A 14,941-nucleotide genomic window follows, 5' to 3' on the forward strand; every position below is an offset into this window, starting at 1 on the left:
CTGATTTCCGCTAAGCATGAAGCTGCTTCTGAGCGGAAGAACAAACAAGTGTGGGCCACCAGGCTGCCCACACCTGTTATGTCCCCCTTTCTCAGAAACTATGACGTAAGCCCGCTCCAAAGCCCGTCTGATTGACACCAGGCATAGGCGTTCCTCCCGCCTGAGCGCCACTGACTCCGAAAGCAGCATTGCCGCTGTTCTTCACATAGCCCAGCGATGCATAGACCGCAGTACGCTTAGACAGATTGTAAGTACCGCGCAGTACTACCAACTGTCCCTTGTCCGAGTTGTCTTTGTACTTGAGCTGGTTGTACTGAGCATCTACCGTCCATGGTCCCATTGGGTAGGTCACACCCACAAACCATAAATCATTGCGTGGTGACGCGACATATCCATCGTTCTTCCGGCGCATATAGCCCCCACCAATCTTTGCACCACTAACCTTCACGTAGCCATTGAGCATGGTGCGCTTGTCAGCCTTGTCGCTACTGGTCAGCCCAGCGAAAGCGCCGGGACCGCCTCGCAGCTCGTCGTGAGCCAGCGCAGCACCCCACGACGCCGTGTCGTACTTGACCATGGCGGACCACTCACGGCAGGTCTTGGAGTCAGTGCTGCTTTCGCCTGCGCAGTTAGTGCCACCGGGACTAGGACCAGCATTGACGGCATCGCGGCCGAAGCTATAGGTAGCTCCCAGCGTAAGACCTGAGAATGTCCCCTTGTAAGAAATCGCATTGTCGGTACGCGCATTGGGGAAATAGCTATCTAAGCTGCCCATTCCATGCAAGCTCGGGCCGATGACATCTGCATCGAGCACAGACCAGAACAGCATGGTGTATTGACGCCCCAATCCCAGTGAACCCCAAGGGCCGTTCAAGCTAACAACTGACTGGCGACCAAAACCGCGTCCTCCCTGGTTGAAGGCGCCACTGTCGGGGCCGATACCCATTTCCAATATGAAGGATGCACTCAGCCCTCCCCCTAGGTCCTCGCGACCGCGGAACCCTAAGCGGGAAGGAACGCTACCTGTCAAATTGGGCATGCGTGTAAGGCTGGTTTTTGTCGCTCCCACGTTATTCATGTACTCGACAGCGGTGTCCATGATTCCGTAAATTTGGACCGATGATTGCGCATGAGTGACCCCACCCAGGCTCACCAATGCGATGGTGCTTGCAATTTTTTTAATCAACTTTGTCTCCGTTTTATCAATCTTTGTACTTCTGAAAATCGTCTGAATTTGCTACTTGTGGATTCGTCCTCCTCTCCTTTAACTACTTGGATATCCACGTTCTGTCGTGGCTTCATGAATGCTTTTTGAGCGCGCTCCGCCCAGCCGTGCCACGGGCACAGCTGACGTGTTTTTTGCGGAAAACTACGGCTCAGACCTCTTGTGGAAGCTATCGAGACGCCTAGGCGTCGTTACGCCATGAAGTCGGCTGGCAATGTCCTTTTTCGGGCTAGCGCAAGTCCCGCATGAACTGTCGGTGTGTCAGGAGCGGCCCCATGAATATTTATTATTCATAACTTATTGAGTTACAAATTTTGTTTATTTTTTATAATTAATTCAACAAAAAAAAGGACTATTCTCCTAGTGCTTTCCCTTCAGGAAAAACGCTACCTCGATGCAAAGTCGGGTCTCAATGTGGTGTCACCGTAGGCCCTATTTCGACCATTTGCTCTATCAACGATTTCGCTGAACCCATGTCCAGGGTTCAGCATCAACTCACCTGTGCTCTGGCTCCACTCATGGAAGGTTGTCTCAGCACATGCAGGTAGTAGACAAGGGCGGCCAACGCCGCAAGCTGAACGGCTCAGTCCAGCAACTGGCATGACCAATGAGAGCGATAGGCCTTCATCGACATCGTGACTCTGCCAACTAAAGTCAGAGAGCAGACCATTTCGAGAGAGAAACAAGAAGGCCATCATGCGTGGCAAAAATTCCCGCTTTCAGGCCCAAATCTGACTTGTAGTCTTCATCCACAACGAAGTCGATTGCACTATCTCGAACCGAGAATATGCTCGGTCAGCACATTTGCGAATTGTTCAGGCGCTTCCACTGGAGGGAAGTGTCCGGCATCGACCTCTTCATGCCGGGCGCCCGCGATACCACTCTTAAATTCAATGCCTGCTGACGCGGGAACCAGAGGGTCAGTTTTGCCCGTAACAATCAGCGTTGGCGCCTTAATTTGAGGCAGCGTGTCGTGCAAATCGGTATCTCGTAACACGGCAACTGTCGATGCATAGCCTTCCCGAGGTGTGGTCAAAAACACCGTGCGCAGCGTATCGATATGCGGATTGCCAGTTGCTCTGAATTCCGCCGAAAACATTCGCTCAACCATTGATGTAGCCAGGGCGTTCAGGCCAACGGTGCGTGCTGTTTCTGCTCGCGCATCCCAACCTCCAGGTGGCGCGTGCATGTGACTTGAGGCACTGCACACAACCAGCTTTTCAATACGCTCCGGTGCTAGAGCAGCGGCTCTGGCTGCAGTCATTCCTCCGACGGAGATGCCACACACAGAAAATTTGCTCCAGCCAATTTCGTCAGCCAGTCTCAATAAATCGTTGGCGAGCAAATCCACAGAGTACTCACCAGGTGTGGCCATCGAACCACCGTGGCCGCGCAGGTCGTAGCGAAGCACTTGGAAGTGAGGTAGCAAGTAAGGAATGGCTAAATCCCAAAGCGAGTGGTCCGCTCCAATGGGGTGAACGAGGATAAGAGGTGCCCGCGAGGGATTACCTTCGAGCCGGTAGTAGTGACTAGCACCATTGGAAATGAGTTGTGGCATATGGCTTTTTTGGGTTGAGGAGGGGCTGCCCCACGGACTAAATCCGTGCGGTTAATACATGAATATGGTTAAGGTTCTAGCGAGTGCCGGTAGCCTTGCTGGGCACTACCAGATTCATACCTGGCAGAAGCAACTTGGAGTCGCCGCCGTTCAAAATGAGCTTCAGGTACTTCCAAGCAGAGCGTGAATGCTCCATCGTGATGGACTCTGCCCGAGTACCTTCTCGTCGTTTAATGGCATCAACGATGCTTCGATGTTGCTCTTGGGAGACCATGAGCACCGCACGCACTGCCGCACTGTCCGACTGCGTGACGCTCACAAATGCGTTAGGCGCAGCAAATGGCAAGACAACAATTCGCTCCAGCGAGCGCATGAGCATCGGGCTCTGCGCGGCCTCATGCAAAAGGTCGTGGAAGTAATCATTCAAGCGAACGTAATCAGTCAAGTCCGGAGAAGTCTCCAGCCGCGCAATAACTTCGTCCAGGTCATCAACACAGCTTTGCATCCTGGCTAGCAAGTTTGGCGATACCCCACGTTCAGCGGCGAGTCGTGCTGCCATCCCTTCAAGGTTGCCGCGAATGGCAATCGCATCGAACACGTCCTCCTCGGAAAAGCGGGCTACAGCGTATCCACCTGTGGGAAGTTCTTCAATCAAGCCTTCTTCACATACCCGAAGCATCGCTATGCGAGCGGGCGTCCGTGAGACGCCGAGGCGGTCAACCAGCATCTGCTCTAGCACCCGGGCTCCTGGCTGGAGAGCGCCTTCAATGATGAGACCTCTAAGGCCGAGTACAGCCCGAATGGTTTGAGGTTGCTGACCGCTGTCCTCCGCGACAGCCGAGAGTGTGGATGGTTGTGTTGCCATGCCGACATTGTGCGTCAAAAGGATGGCAAACGCACCATCAGCGTATACGCAACGTATACGTGATTTCCCTGAAATTGCCGATTTATAGCTTGAGACCCTAGTATTTTTTCTTCTTTGGGCATACATTTCGGCTCAATCCATCATTTACGTATACGTTGATGCAGGATTGACACCCAGAGCCATGACCTAGAAAAGCGAGACAGACATGAGACAAAACGCCCACATACTTCCCATACTGACGTTAGCCACGTGCTTGATTGCCAGCAATGCCCAAGCTCAGCAGGTAGTGAAGGTCGGTATCGTGGGGCCGTTCTCCGGCCCATTTGCTTCGTCCTTTGGAACCCCATTTCGTCAGGGTGTTGAGGCGTACGTCGCGCAGAATGGAGACAAGGCTGGAGCTACACGCGTTGAGTTCGTGTATCGCGACCTTGAGGGCCCTAATCCGGAGCGCGCGAAGGCTCTGGCGCAAGAGCTCATCGTCAAAGAGAAGGTGCAGTACCTGGGCGGCTTTGTATTCACGCCGAATGCCTTAGCAGTAGCTCCACTCATCCAAAGCGCGAAGGTTCCGACGGTCATTTTCAACGCGTCGACCTCGATGATTCTGAGTAAGTCGGACTACTTTGTCAGAACCTCAAACACGCTTCCTCAGGTCACGGTGCCGGTGGCCAAGTACGCGCTAGATATGAAGGTCAAACGTGTCGTGACGGCAGTGTCTGACTACGGTCCCGGGGTGGATGCGGAAAACGCATTTCGCCAAACCTTTCAGGCAGGTGGAGGCGAAGTGGTCGAGTCGATTCGGATGCCTCTGAACGCAACCGACTTTGGCCCATTCTTGCAAAAAGTTCGGGCGCTCAAACCTGATGCGCTGTTCGCATTCCTGCCCTTTGGACCACCCACCTTCGGTTTTGTGAAGGCATTTAACGACAACGGACTTAAAGCGGCGGGCGTGCGATTCCTTGGTACCGCCGAAACTCAGGAGTCCGACCTGCAGGCGCTTGGTGAGTCTGCATTGAAGCTCGAGACCGGCTACTACTACTCAGCTGTTCATGACTCCCCCAAGAACAAGGCCTTCGTTGCAACACTAGCCAAAGTCAAAGCAACTCCAAACCCAGCAACCGTCGCTGCGTTTGACGGAACGCATGTCATCTACAAGATGATTGAAGCGACTGGAGGCACTCCGAATGGAACCAAGGCCATCGAAGCGGTCAAGGGCATGGCTTGGGATAGTCCGCGTGGCCCAATGAAGATTGACTCGCAAACACGCGACGTAATCCAGAACGTATACATGCGCGTGGTAGAGAAGCAACCCGACGGTCAATATGTGAACCGAGAAACGAAGACCTATTCGGCGCAGCCCGACTACGGTCTGCAACTGAAGAAATAAATAGCGAAATCCATGCACAAGGCGCCGCTCTTAGGCGGTGCCTTGGATGAACACGCCCATACACAGCTCCCCACTTTTTAGTCAGGAGGCTCTCATGAGCCTTATTGCAAGCATTCTCATTGACAGCATCGCCTACGGAATGGTGCTGTTTGTCATCTCCATTGGACTCTCAATCACTCTGGGCTTGATGGGTTTTGTCAACCTGGCCCACGGCGTATTCGCCATGGCAGGCGGCTATGGCGCCGCATGGTTCATGAAGTCGCAAGGGCTTGGTTACGAGATAGCAGTACTCATGTCGGTATCGCTAGTGGCACTTGCCGCATGGCCTCTACAGCGATTGCTATACAGCCGCTTGCAGGACCGAAGCGACCTAGACCAAGTTCTTTTCACAATTGGCCTTGTTTTCGTCGGCATCGCTGGCATGGGCGTACTTTTTGGGAACGCAATCACCCCTCTGTCGCTGCCCGACTATCTACGCGGCTCCGTCGACTTGGGATTCAGAGTCGTTCCAGCACAGCGTATTGCAGCAACCATTGCTGGGGTCGCAGTTTTGGTCAGCCTGGTCTGGCTTTTCAACCGCACTCGCTTTGGAATCGAAACACGAGCTGCCGTCGAAGACGGCAGTGCCGCACGAGCCCTTGGTATTCGTACCTCACGTGTATACGTTCTTGCGTTCAGTCTCGGCGCTGGCCTAGCTGCTCTGGGTGGCGTCATTGGTGCAGAACTCATGCCGCTTGAGCCTTACTACCCGTTGAAGTATCTGGTTGTTCTACTGGCAGTCGTCGCAGTCGGCGGTGTCGGCAGTCCCCTCGGTCTGATGGCTTCTGCTCTGCTTCTCGGGACGGTTGAAACCACCGCGAAGTATTTGGTTCCCAGCCTCTCCTCCATCCTCTTCTTCGCCACGATGCTCGCCGTTTTGGCATGGCGACCAGCTGGTCTATTTGGGCGTACGCACTGAATACTATGGAACACGTTCTTGTTGCTCAAAAGCAGAGCCAAGCCTCTCGGGCAGTCTCTGTTCTCCCAGAAGTCGGGCTATGCATAGCTGGACTACTGCTTTTTTATGTCATGCCTGAGGACCTTGGGTTTGCTACCCGAATTCTCATCGGTTGCCTATTTGCACTCTCATTGGACCTAGTTCTCGGGTATGCGGGCATCGTGACGCTCGGTCACGCGGCGATGTTTGGCGTCGGCGCATACGCGGCGGGAATCTTTGCCGTGAAGGTTTCAGGGGACCCCTTGGTAGGTCTTGTCGTCGGCGCGGCGGCCGGGGCAGTGGTCGCCGCAATAAGCGGACTACTAGTACTACGCAGCCACGGACTGACCTCGGTGATGATTACTCTCGCCATTGCGCAACTACTGGCAGAGGTAGCGAGTAAATGGCGCACCCTGACTGGTGGAGATGACGGCCTTTCGGGTATCACCACCAGCCCTCTCTTTGGCAAATTTGAGTTCGATTTCCTTGGTCAAACCGGGTACTTCTACGCTCTGACAGTTCTGATTCTGGCTTTCGCCTTTTTACGTCGACTAGTACGTTCACCTTTTGGCTTAACGACGGTCGGTATTCGGGAGGACCGTGAGCGCATGTCGTCACTTGGCTGCCGCGTCAATCGACACCTAACCATCGTCTACGCAATCGGTGGCGCGCTAGCCGGCATCGCCGGTGCTCTGTCAGCACAAATAACGCAAGTCGTTGGTCTCACCAGTCTCGGTTTCTCACATTCAGCTGAGGTGCTGGTCATGTTGGTTCTAGGCGGAACCGGACGACTCTGGGGCGCAATCGTCGGAACGCTTGCCTTCATGGTCGTGCACCACTATGCCGCGGCGGTTGACCCTTTCCGCTGGATGTTTGTGATTGGCGGCCTGCTTCTCGTCGTTGTGTTGTTCATGCCTGGCGGCATCACTGGTGCCATCGCCGCTCTCGCGCAACGCTTTAAAGGAGCCAACAAATGAACAAATCAAACGAGAACGCGCTTGAAGTTCGCGGTTTGAACAGACGCTTCGGAGCTTTGCACGTCACGACCAACGTGGACATCACGTTGAAACGCGGTGCTCGCGCAGCTCTGATTGGACCAAACGGTGCAGGCAAGACAACCCTCATCAACCTAATTTCTGGCGCTCTGCGTCCATCGTCCGGAAGCATTGCTCTGCAGGGCATGGACGTGACATCGCTAGACCAAGCAAAACGAGCTCGTCTAGGACTATTGCGCTCTTTCCAAATCACCCGGCTGTTCAAACCCATGACGATTGGGGACAACGTCCGCCTAGCCATCCTGCAAAGCAGTGGGCGGCGACTTGGCATCTGGCGGGATGTACGTTCAGAAACGGACCTCGACGAGCAGGTCTATGGCGCGCTAAAGACGGTGGGGCTGCACGACCGTGAATCAGTAGGCGTCACCAAGTTGGCATATGGCGAGCAACGGCTCCTTGAACTCGCTCTCGCTCTTGCCACAAATCCAAGCGTTCTTTTGCTTGATGAACCTGCTGCCGGCGTTCCACAAAGCGAGAGCAATGTCATCGTCCAGGCTGTTGAGCGACTCCCCAAGGACTTGGCTGTACTACTCATTGAGCATGACATGGACCTAGTGTTCAGGCTTGCCAATGAAATCACTGTCCTTGTTGCAGGTAGCGTCCTCATGAAGGGCTCTCCCAAGGATATCGAAGCAGATGAGCGCGTTCAGCGCTTGTACCTTGGAGACAAGCATGCCCATTAATGAACTCAAGTTGCAAAGCGTCGTAGCGGGCTATGCCGGAACGACTGTTCTGGAGAACGTTGAGCTGTCCGTCAGGCGAGGTGAACGGGTTGGAATCATTGGCCGAAATGGCGCCGGTAAAACAACAACCCTAGCCACAGCAATGGGCTTGACCCAGCAAATCAGCGGTCAAGTGTTTTTCGACGGAATCGACGTGAGTTCGTTGCCCACTCCTGACCGAGCGCGTAGAGGTTTGGGCTATGTACCGCAAACACGGGACATCTTCAAATCGATGACCGTGCGAGACAACCTGCGCACGGGCCTTCAAGGAGGCCCAGATGCGCGTCTCGAGGACGCATATGCCATCTTTCCTCGCCTACATGAGCGTCGCGACAACTTTGGGAATGAGCTTTCAGGCGGCGAGCAACAGATGCTCTCCATCGCTCGTTCATTGATGGGACAGCCTGACATCCTGCTGCTCGATGAGCCATTGGAAGGCCTAGCACCAGTTGTTGCACAGGAGCTGATGAGTTCCCTAACCAAGTTCTCGTCGGAGCGCGGACTCGGCTGCATTTTGGTTGAGCAGCATGTCGCACTCGTCCTAGAGTTCGCGACCTCCATTCTTCTTTTAGAGCGAGGTCAACCGGCCTTCTGGGGCACAACTCAAGAGCTAAAGAACCAACCAGAGTTGCTCGGCAGCGCCATCGGCCTCAAGAGCAATGCCTCCTCAAGTATTGAGCGCTCAGCTCAATCGCAGCTCGCATAGCAAATTCATCGCCACGGAGAAAAAACATGTTTATCAAAAACGCCTGGTACATCGCAGCATGGGCCCACGAGGTTAAGGACAAACCGTTCCCTCGAACCATTTGCAGCGAAGACATCGTTATGTACCGCGATGCACACACCGGCAAGGTCGGGGCTCTTGAGGACCGCTGCTGTCATCGCGGAACGCCACTGCGCTTTGGCCAAGTAGTAGATGGAGGCATTGAGTGCGGCTATCACGGACTGGTTTTTGACTGCGCCGGTTCTTGTGTCCGTATCCCCGGCCAAGCAAAGATTCCTACAAAAGCCAAGGTTCGCTCCTATCCCATCGTCGAGAAAGACGAGTTCCTTTGGATATGGATGGGGGAGCCCGAAAAGGCTGACGAATCACTCATCATCGACTACCCCTTCCACAACGACTACAAGAAGTGGCCGCACAAACATGAGGTCTACCATGTGAAGTGCAATTACATGCTGCTCGTGGACAATTTGATGGACATGACCCATCTGGCTTATGTGCACAAGTCGACCATCGGTGGAAGCAATCCCAAAGCACTTGTCGAAGCGAAGACCAACGTCACTCCAAATCCCAAAGGCTTGCACTACATCCGCTGGATGCAGGACTGTCCACCTCCTCCGACATACAAGCGAGCCGCTCCGAGCTTGGGCGAGAGCGTAGACCGCTGGCAAGAGTTCGAGTACGTTGTGCCAGGCAACATCATGCAGTGGAGCGGAGCACTCAATGTGGGCTTGAATGCAATGGAGAATCGCGACCAGAGCAGTGGTTTCTCGCTGCGACTGTTTCATGGGTTAACCCCTGAGACAGAGAGCACATGCTTCTATTTTTGGTCAACGGCAAATGGCTATCGCCAAGATGACCCAGCGGCCACAGAAGAACTGTTTAATGAAATCAGCATCGCGTTTAACGAAGACAAGCAAATCGTTGAAGCTCAGCAAAAGACGCTAGAGGCAACTGGTGAGACCCGTCTAGTTGACATCGTCTCTGATGCGGCACGAGTTCATATGCGTCGCGCGGTGAATCGCATCATCGCCGATGAACAAACGGCATCTGACAATGGCCAGGTAAAGGAACTAGCGTGAGCTCCGAGTTGACTCTCAAGGTTCGGGTGGCTGCGGTCTCAGATGAGGCCGAAGACATTCGAAGCCTTGAACTTGTATCGATGGACGGAAGCCTGCTTCCGGCCTTTGCTGCAGGTTCGCATATCGACGTGCACTTAACGGAAAAAATTATCCGTCAGTACTCTCTATGCAATGCACCATCCGAACGAACGCGATACGTGATTGCGGTTCTACGCGACGCACAAGGGCGAGGCGGGTCTGCTGCAGTTCATGAGTTAAAGGTCGGCGACGAAATTCTTATTAGCGCGCCACGGAACCTCTTCGAACTGCGAACAGAAGGCAACTCAGTCCTAGTTGCTGGCGGAATCGGCATCACCCCCATCCTAAGCATGGCCCAAAGCCTAGCTGCAGCGGGGCGCTCCTTCTCAATGCATTACGCAACGCGAACACGCAAGCGCACTGCATTCCTGGAAAAAATACGCACCTCCACGTTTGCTTCTTCAGTTTCGCACTACTGGAGCCAAGAGCCGGACGGCCAAAAGCTAGAGCTCGAAGAATTGCTCCGTGCTCCAAAGCCAGATGACCATTTGTACGTCTGCGGGCCTCGCCATTTCATGGATTCAGTAATCAAAACTGCCAGTGATATGGGTTGGCCTGAAGGGAACGTTCACTATGAATTCTTCACTGGCGAAGTTGTGCGGCTGGATTCTGACGAGACCTTTAACGTGCAAATCGCCAGCTCTGGTCAATCGATTTCAGTTGGCCCTGAGCAAACGGTCGTCGAAGCGCTTGCGGCCGTCGGCATTGAAATCCCGACCTCTTGTGAGCAAGGAATCTGCGGAACCTGTCTAACAAGGGTTCTACGAGGCGAGCCAGACCATAGGGATATGTTTCTCACCCCAGAGGAACAGGCATGCAACGACAAGTTCTTGCCCTGCTGCTCACGTTCCAAGTCTAAGATTCTTGTTTTGGACCTTTAATGGAGCTTGAATCTCTGAGAGAAGGCCGGCTGCCGCCCGTCAAGGCCTAGTTCATCGAACACAACAACTTTGGCGGCGTGAGTAGGGCAAGGGATGATTCTCCGCATTAGCGGAGCACCTGAATTTTTCAGGCCTTGCCCGTCTTTCTGAGCTTCGATTTATTCCTCGAACGCAAACGTGCCGCCACTGAAGCTGTGAGCCCTAATCATTCCAAGGCAGCTGCTTCCTTGACTTCCAGCTCCATGGCACCACGGTCGTTTTGAGGAGCGACTAAGTCGGGGAGCGCACCATCTCGGCTCATGAGCTACAAAGCCATAGCTACATTCCAACGCTCACAGACGGGTCGCTGGCTTCAAGCTACTGCAGCGTTGCCACGGAACGCGCATGCGGCTGGCCCAACTCCGCAGCGACTCCTTTCGTCCTAGCCGCATCAAGGCCTGGTCCACTTCCAATTTATATAGTGCTACTTGGGTAGCAGGCGGGACAGCACCGAACTCTCGGGTGCTCTCTGACATACTCATCTATCAGTACAAAAGTACCCAATTTGTACTCATATATCGGTACACCTACAGCCTGCACTCCTTGGCACAGCGGTGCAATGAAGCGCTAGGACTGGCCGGCAATCACCATGAAGAAACGGGCGGTCCAGCACTACCTTGGCGCACAATTGGCGTATGAGTATTTCAGAGCGCAAGAAAGCAATATTGGATGCGGTAAAGGCTGCCCGCAGCCCTGTCCGGCCAAGCACATTGATGAACTCCATTGCGAGTTCACGAGCCTCTCTCAATCGCGATTTGAAAAGCTTGGCCGAGACTGGGCTACTGGAAACTCAGGGCAAGGGGCGTTCGACGCGTTACCTCGCAGGGGTCGACCCCAACGAGCCTCCAAAGGCCGGCCGGCAATGGTCTTCAACAGCAACGGCGTTGTTTGAGACATTAAGCACATCGTCGACTACGCGCCCACAGTTTCAGTACGATGCAAGTTTCTTGACTGACTACACCCCGAATCTGTGCAGCCTTCTACCGCCACAGCTAGCCCTGTATTTGTTCCATGCAGGCTATTACGGACAAGCGTGCCCTGTGCAACCCAAGCCTGGTTTAGCAGCACAGCAACCTTTTGAGGAACTTGCATGGTCGTCTGGTTGTCTTGATGGCATCTCCATGAGACTTGATGACGCCAAGCTGGTCCTAAACAGGCAACCTCACCCAGCCGGTCTCAGCAGGGATGCTTTGGTACTTCTCAATCACAAGGATGCCATCGACTACATCAAGGTCAATGCGCCGGAGCAGGACATATCCGTTGAGAGCATTGTCGACGTGCAAGCCTTGCTGATGCGGGACCTAGTGGATGCACCGCTCATAGGCAGCATCCGCACGCTGCCTATTTATGGCTGCGACTACGCTCCTTGCCACGACCCTGCAGTCTTGCATTCGCTGCTGGCGTCCATCAGCGACAAGGCGCGACAAATACACAACCCTATTGAGGCGGCGTTCTTCACCTGGGTCAATTTGTCGTACCTGCAAGCATTCAATTTCGGAAATGGCTCCACCGCTCGCCTGGCTGCCAACATCCCGTTGCTACACAAGAACTGTGCTCCTTTGTCGTTTCAAGGCGTGCCCAGAGATGACTATGAGTTGGCGCTCAGCGGTATCTATCAAAAGCAGGACGTGACAGCCGCGGCAGAACTCTTTGAGTTCGTATATCGCCAGTCCGCGCAAAGCTTTTACCAGTGAGCGCATCAAGGTTCTCGCTGGAGGTCTGCGAATGCTCAGAAGGAGCTAGTCAACTCGACCACCCATAGCAAGACTACTCACCAAGCTCGTTGTCGTCGACCGGCTTATCAGGGTGTTCATCGCGGTCTAATGGCTCACGGAGTTCGTCCAAACTTTCCTCTTGCGGTGGCTGGGAATAGTACGCTTGGTGAATGTCATCGAGGGATAGCTCTTGCGCTACGTGCGAGTTAGCCATGCCCGAAGCCAATCGAATACGGGCATCTCGTGACAACTCAACCACTCGTTGACTCTCACTGCTAAACCTTTCGATGTATCCCAGCCTGTAACGCTTCGATGATTGCAGAACACTCATGCGCGGTCGCCTCAAACGCATCGGGCGCATAGCCTGCAGGAGGCTTAGAGACTTCATCGCCGTGCGTGGAGGAGCGAGCAGTTGCTGCAAGAACGCATTTGTGGGTTGTAGGTCGTTCAGGTGGGTCAACACCTCCTCGAGAGTCTCGAAGCGACCACTTTGGGGATTGAAATACCTCCACGGATGCCCCTCATTCGAGTCGCATTCCAAGCAGTCGCGTGCAAAACTCTCGAAATCAGCGACAGGACATACCCCCACTGGCTGAGGTTTCGTGTTGTTCTTGGCCCGGCTGTCTTTGACCAGCAAAGAAAAATTCGCATAGCCTTGTTCTAAAGCCAACCGATTCTGGGCTGCATTGAGGGGGATGGATTGCTCGCGAGCCAAGCGTTTAGCTGAACGCTTGAGTTGCTCCAAACGAGCGGGGGGAAGGCGCTTGGTCATGATTTATTCCCACAGTCACCCTGACACAATGCGCCCACACATTGAGCCTGGATGACCCGTTGGTCAAACCACAACCCGGAACTACTACGCTGTCGCGAACAACTTGGCCACCGTGGGCGGGCGAGCCGGCGAGTCGGCTCCGCTTAAAAGTATAGGAAACGCCTGAGCAGACTTCAAGCAAATTACAGGGTCCTCAGCAACCGCTCAAAGGTTTACTGACGAAGAAATCAACTAGGACCTCAATACTCGCCTGGTTCCTGCTCGCCTGAGTCGATGTGCGGTCCCTCCAGATTGCTTACGAAAACTCCACAGCATCGCCCGCCAACTACTGAGCTAACGGGACCAAGCTGAAGACATGGTGCCAGTGTTCCTACCATGGCAGTCTGTATATTCCGGTTGAACTGGCCGGCTGTGGCTGACCAGGCTACTGCTCCTAACCGACTGAGTTCGGCCAGAAGCAGACACTCTGGGATGACCTCAACCTGTAAGCTACTCACAATATCTTCTATATAAACGATGAGGCCCAAATGTCCCGATACGCTCAGCTCACTTCCGTACTGCTTTCTAACCCAGCAGCGCAAGTCATTCTGACGTTCGACGAGCTGGACAGAATCGTGCCGGGCGGATTGCCAGCCTCGGCCAAGCAATATCCGGCATGGTGGGCAAACAACGCGTCAAGCCAGCCGCACGCAAAGTACTGGCTTGATGCTGGACGACGAGCCACGCCCAACTTCAAAGCAGGTCGGGCAGTCTTCACCCTGGATGAGTCCATTGAAACTGGTGAGCTGGCCGCGGCGGTAGTCGATGAGTCGACGCCGCAAGCCCTAACGGAATATGTCGAAAGCAGCTTGAGCCTCGAGCGCGACCTCGAAGACCAGATAGTTAGTCACCTTGACGTTCTGGAGCCTGGCCTGACGCTCGTTTCGCGCCAAGAAACCAGTGATGTTGGCAGGCTCGACCTACTCGCGAGGGACGCAGAGGGCCGCATGGTCATAATCGAACTGAAGGCAGGCGAGGCAAAGGACTCATCCATCGGACAAATTGCGCGCTATATCGGCTGGTACGCGCAGAAAGAAGGCCAACCACCACGGGCAATTTTGGTCGCATCGGGATTTTCGGAGCCAGTAAGGTGGGCGGCCAAGGCAATTCCGGGACTGAAACTGGTGACGTATCGAGTGCAGTTTGTGTTCGAAGCAGCGACAGTATAAAAAGGGAGATGCTTTACTTCAGCCAGTCGCTGTGGAACGCCTTCCATGACTGGTTAGGGTCGCATGCAGCCGCTGGTCAGCTCAAGCATACCGGTCAGCTCCGAACGGAATGAAGGTCAACGATGGCCAGCACCCGCAGGCAGTCACCACTGCTTAATTTGCTCTTTCAATTTGTCTGACAGCTCTTTAAGAGCCTGAGGTTCAGATAGTCCTGACGTTCGTTCTGTCAGCACGAGATGCGGGGATGCCGCGGCACCCCAGCCTTCGTCGTCGTCATCCAGGGCGACCCAGCTAGTTGCAGAGCGGCGTGTGGCATCCGCGAGCACTTGGGCACCTCGGGTCATCGCATCGAACTCGAACTTGTTCATCGCGCTGTGAAACGTAGCCCCAATCACTCGAGAGCGCAGGGCTTCAGGGAGGTAAGCCTTGGCCTGGGAATAGCTCAGCACGCGCACCCAGGAAGTAGACAAGACGATGGCGACTTCCGGGTATGGCGCCAGAGCTTCGACAAGGAGCTCCGCGTTCTCGAACAAGCGATGACCAGCATGGTCGACACTGAAGTACATCCCACCCCTCGGGTGGCGATACACAGGCTCCGGGTGCAGAACTCCGTCGTAGTCCAAGTACAGAATGGTCTTTGACATGTTTGCCTGGCTTACT

Annotated in this window: 14 protein-coding genes; 9 read left to right on the forward strand and 5 right to left on the reverse strand. The window is 54.3% G+C overall.

The annotated features are described in order from the left end of the window. Positions 1-91: 91 nt before the first annotated feature. From CLU84_RS19185 to CLU84_RS19195, 3 genes are all read right to left on the reverse strand, one after another. Complete coding sequence (locus CLU84_RS19185) at positions 92-1,186, reverse strand: porin (protein ID WP_099739454.1); 1,095 nt, start codon at positions 1,184-1,186, stop codon at positions 92-94. An 808-nt stretch (positions 1,187-1,994) separates the two neighbouring features. Then, a complete protein-coding gene (locus CLU84_RS19190) occupies positions 1,995-2,783 on the reverse strand; it encodes an alpha/beta fold hydrolase (RefSeq protein WP_099739456.1) in 789 nt (262 codons plus the stop codon). Between the two features lie 76 nt (positions 2,784-2,859). Then, positions 2,860-3,648, reverse strand: coding sequence for a GntR family transcriptional regulator (locus CLU84_RS19195; protein WP_099740059.1), 789 nt, complete (start codon positions 3,646-3,648; stop codon positions 2,860-2,862). A gap of 205 nt (positions 3,649-3,853) precedes the next feature. On the opposite strand from CLU84_RS19195, the gene CLU84_RS19200 reads away from it, so the two are divergent. The 8 genes from CLU84_RS19200 (at position 3,854) to CLU84_RS19235 (ending at position 12,280) form a co-directional block, all read left to right on the forward strand. Then, positions 3,854-5,032, forward strand: coding sequence for an ABC transporter substrate-binding protein (locus CLU84_RS19200; protein WP_099739457.1), 1,179 nt, complete (start codon positions 3,854-3,856; stop codon positions 5,030-5,032). A gap of 94 nt (positions 5,033-5,126) precedes the next feature. Then, positions 5,127-5,990 (forward strand): branched-chain amino acid ABC transporter permease, encoded by an 864-nt coding sequence (locus tag CLU84_RS19205; RefSeq protein WP_099739459.1) that lies wholly within the window; start codon positions 5,127-5,129, stop codon positions 5,988-5,990. A 5-nt stretch (positions 5,991-5,995) separates the two neighbouring features. Continuing rightward, complete coding sequence (locus tag CLU84_RS19210; RefSeq protein ID WP_099739461.1) at positions 5,996-6,985, forward strand: branched-chain amino acid ABC transporter permease; 990 nt, start codon at positions 5,996-5,998, stop codon at positions 6,983-6,985. Continuing rightward, entirely contained in the window at positions 6,982-7,746 is a 765-nt protein-coding gene (locus CLU84_RS19215; protein ID WP_099739463.1) for an ABC transporter ATP-binding protein, read from the forward strand. Before CLU84_RS19210 ends, CLU84_RS19215 begins: the two co-directional genes overlap by 4 nt. After that, positions 7,736-8,491 carry an ABC transporter ATP-binding protein gene (locus CLU84_RS19220; protein WP_099739465.1) on the forward strand — a complete coding sequence of 252 codons (756 nt, stop codon included), beginning with the start codon at positions 7,736-7,738 and terminating at the stop codon, positions 8,489-8,491. The genes CLU84_RS19215 and CLU84_RS19220 overlap by 11 nt, the downstream gene beginning before the upstream one ends. A 26-nt stretch (positions 8,492-8,517) precedes the next feature. Then, positions 8,518-9,588, forward strand: coding sequence for an aromatic ring-hydroxylating dioxygenase subunit alpha (locus CLU84_RS19225; protein ID WP_099739467.1), 1,071 nt, complete (start codon positions 8,518-8,520; stop codon positions 9,586-9,588). Next, the gene (locus CLU84_RS19230; protein ID WP_099739468.1) at positions 9,585-10,547 is read left to right on the forward strand and encodes a PDR/VanB family oxidoreductase; all 963 of its coding nucleotides are present in this window, start codon (positions 9,585-9,587) and stop codon (positions 10,545-10,547) included. Before CLU84_RS19225 ends, CLU84_RS19230 begins: the two co-directional genes overlap by 4 nt. 674 nt (positions 10,548-11,221) lie before the next feature. Next, complete coding sequence (locus CLU84_RS19235; protein WP_099739470.1) at positions 11,222-12,280, forward strand: Fic family protein; 1,059 nt, start codon at positions 11,222-11,224, stop codon at positions 12,278-12,280. Between the two features lie 73 nt (positions 12,281-12,353). On the opposite strand, the gene CLU84_RS19240 is transcribed toward CLU84_RS19235, so the two are convergent. Beyond that, a complete protein-coding gene (locus tag CLU84_RS19240; protein WP_099739472.1) occupies positions 12,354-13,073 on the reverse strand; it encodes a hypothetical protein in 720 nt (239 codons plus the stop codon). Between the two features lie 527 nt (positions 13,074-13,600). Between CLU84_RS19240 and CLU84_RS19245 the strand changes: the two genes are divergently transcribed. Beyond that, on the forward strand, positions 13,601-14,281 hold the full coding sequence (locus CLU84_RS19245; RefSeq protein WP_099739474.1) for an endonuclease NucS domain-containing protein: 681 nt from the start codon (positions 13,601-13,603) through the stop codon (positions 14,279-14,281). Positions 14,282-14,424: 143 nt separating this feature from the next. Here CLU84_RS19245 and CLU84_RS19250 read toward each other — a convergent pair whose 3' ends face one another. Continuing rightward, positions 14,425-14,925, reverse strand: coding sequence for an HAD domain-containing protein (locus CLU84_RS19250; protein ID WP_099739476.1), 501 nt, complete (start codon positions 14,923-14,925; stop codon positions 14,425-14,427). Positions 14,926-14,941: the final 16 nt, after the last annotated feature.

This window comes from Comamonas sp. 26 (assembly GCF_002754475.1).
In the GTDB taxonomy this organism is placed as follows: domain Bacteria; phylum Pseudomonadota; class Gammaproteobacteria; order Burkholderiales; family Burkholderiaceae_C; genus Comamonas.

Bases quoted from the DNA above. Each gene is read 5' to 3' on its own strand.
- CLU84_RS19190 (WP_099739456.1), bottom strand. From the start codon at position 2,783: ATGCCACAACTCATTTCCAATGGTGCTAGTCACTACTACCGGCTCGAA.
- CLU84_RS19195 (WP_099740059.1), bottom strand. From the start codon at position 3,648: ATGGCAACACAACCATCCACACTCTCGGCTGTCGCGGAGGACAGCGGT.
- CLU84_RS19200 (WP_099739457.1), top strand. From the start codon at position 3,854: ATGAGACAAAACGCCCACATACTTCCCATACTGACGTTAGCCACGTGC.
- CLU84_RS19205 (WP_099739459.1), top strand. From the start codon at position 5,127: ATGAGCCTTATTGCAAGCATTCTCATTGACAGCATCGCCTACGGAATG.
- CLU84_RS19210 (WP_099739461.1), top strand. From the start codon at position 5,996: ATGGAACACGTTCTTGTTGCTCAAAAGCAGAGCCAAGCCTCTCGGGCA.
- CLU84_RS19215 (WP_099739463.1), top strand. From the start codon at position 6,982: ATGAACAAATCAAACGAGAACGCGCTTGAAGTTCGCGGTTTGAACAGA.
- CLU84_RS19220 (WP_099739465.1), top strand. From the start codon at position 7,736: ATGCCCATTAATGAACTCAAGTTGCAAAGCGTCGTAGCGGGCTATGCC.
- CLU84_RS19225 (WP_099739467.1), top strand. From the start codon at position 8,518: ATGTTTATCAAAAACGCCTGGTACATCGCAGCATGGGCCCACGAGGTT.
- CLU84_RS19235 (WP_099739470.1), top strand. From the start codon at position 11,222: ATGAGTATTTCAGAGCGCAAGAAAGCAATATTGGATGCGGTAAAGGCT.
- CLU84_RS19240 (WP_099739472.1), bottom strand. From the start codon at position 13,073: ATGACCAAGCGCCTTCCCCCCGCTCGTTTGGAGCAACTCAAGCGTTCA.
- CLU84_RS19245 (WP_099739474.1), top strand. From the start codon at position 13,601: ATGTCCCGATACGCTCAGCTCACTTCCGTACTGCTTTCTAACCCAGCA.
- CLU84_RS19250 (WP_099739476.1), bottom strand. From the start codon at position 14,925: ATGTCAAAGACCATTCTGTACTTGGACTACGACGGAGTTCTGCACCCG.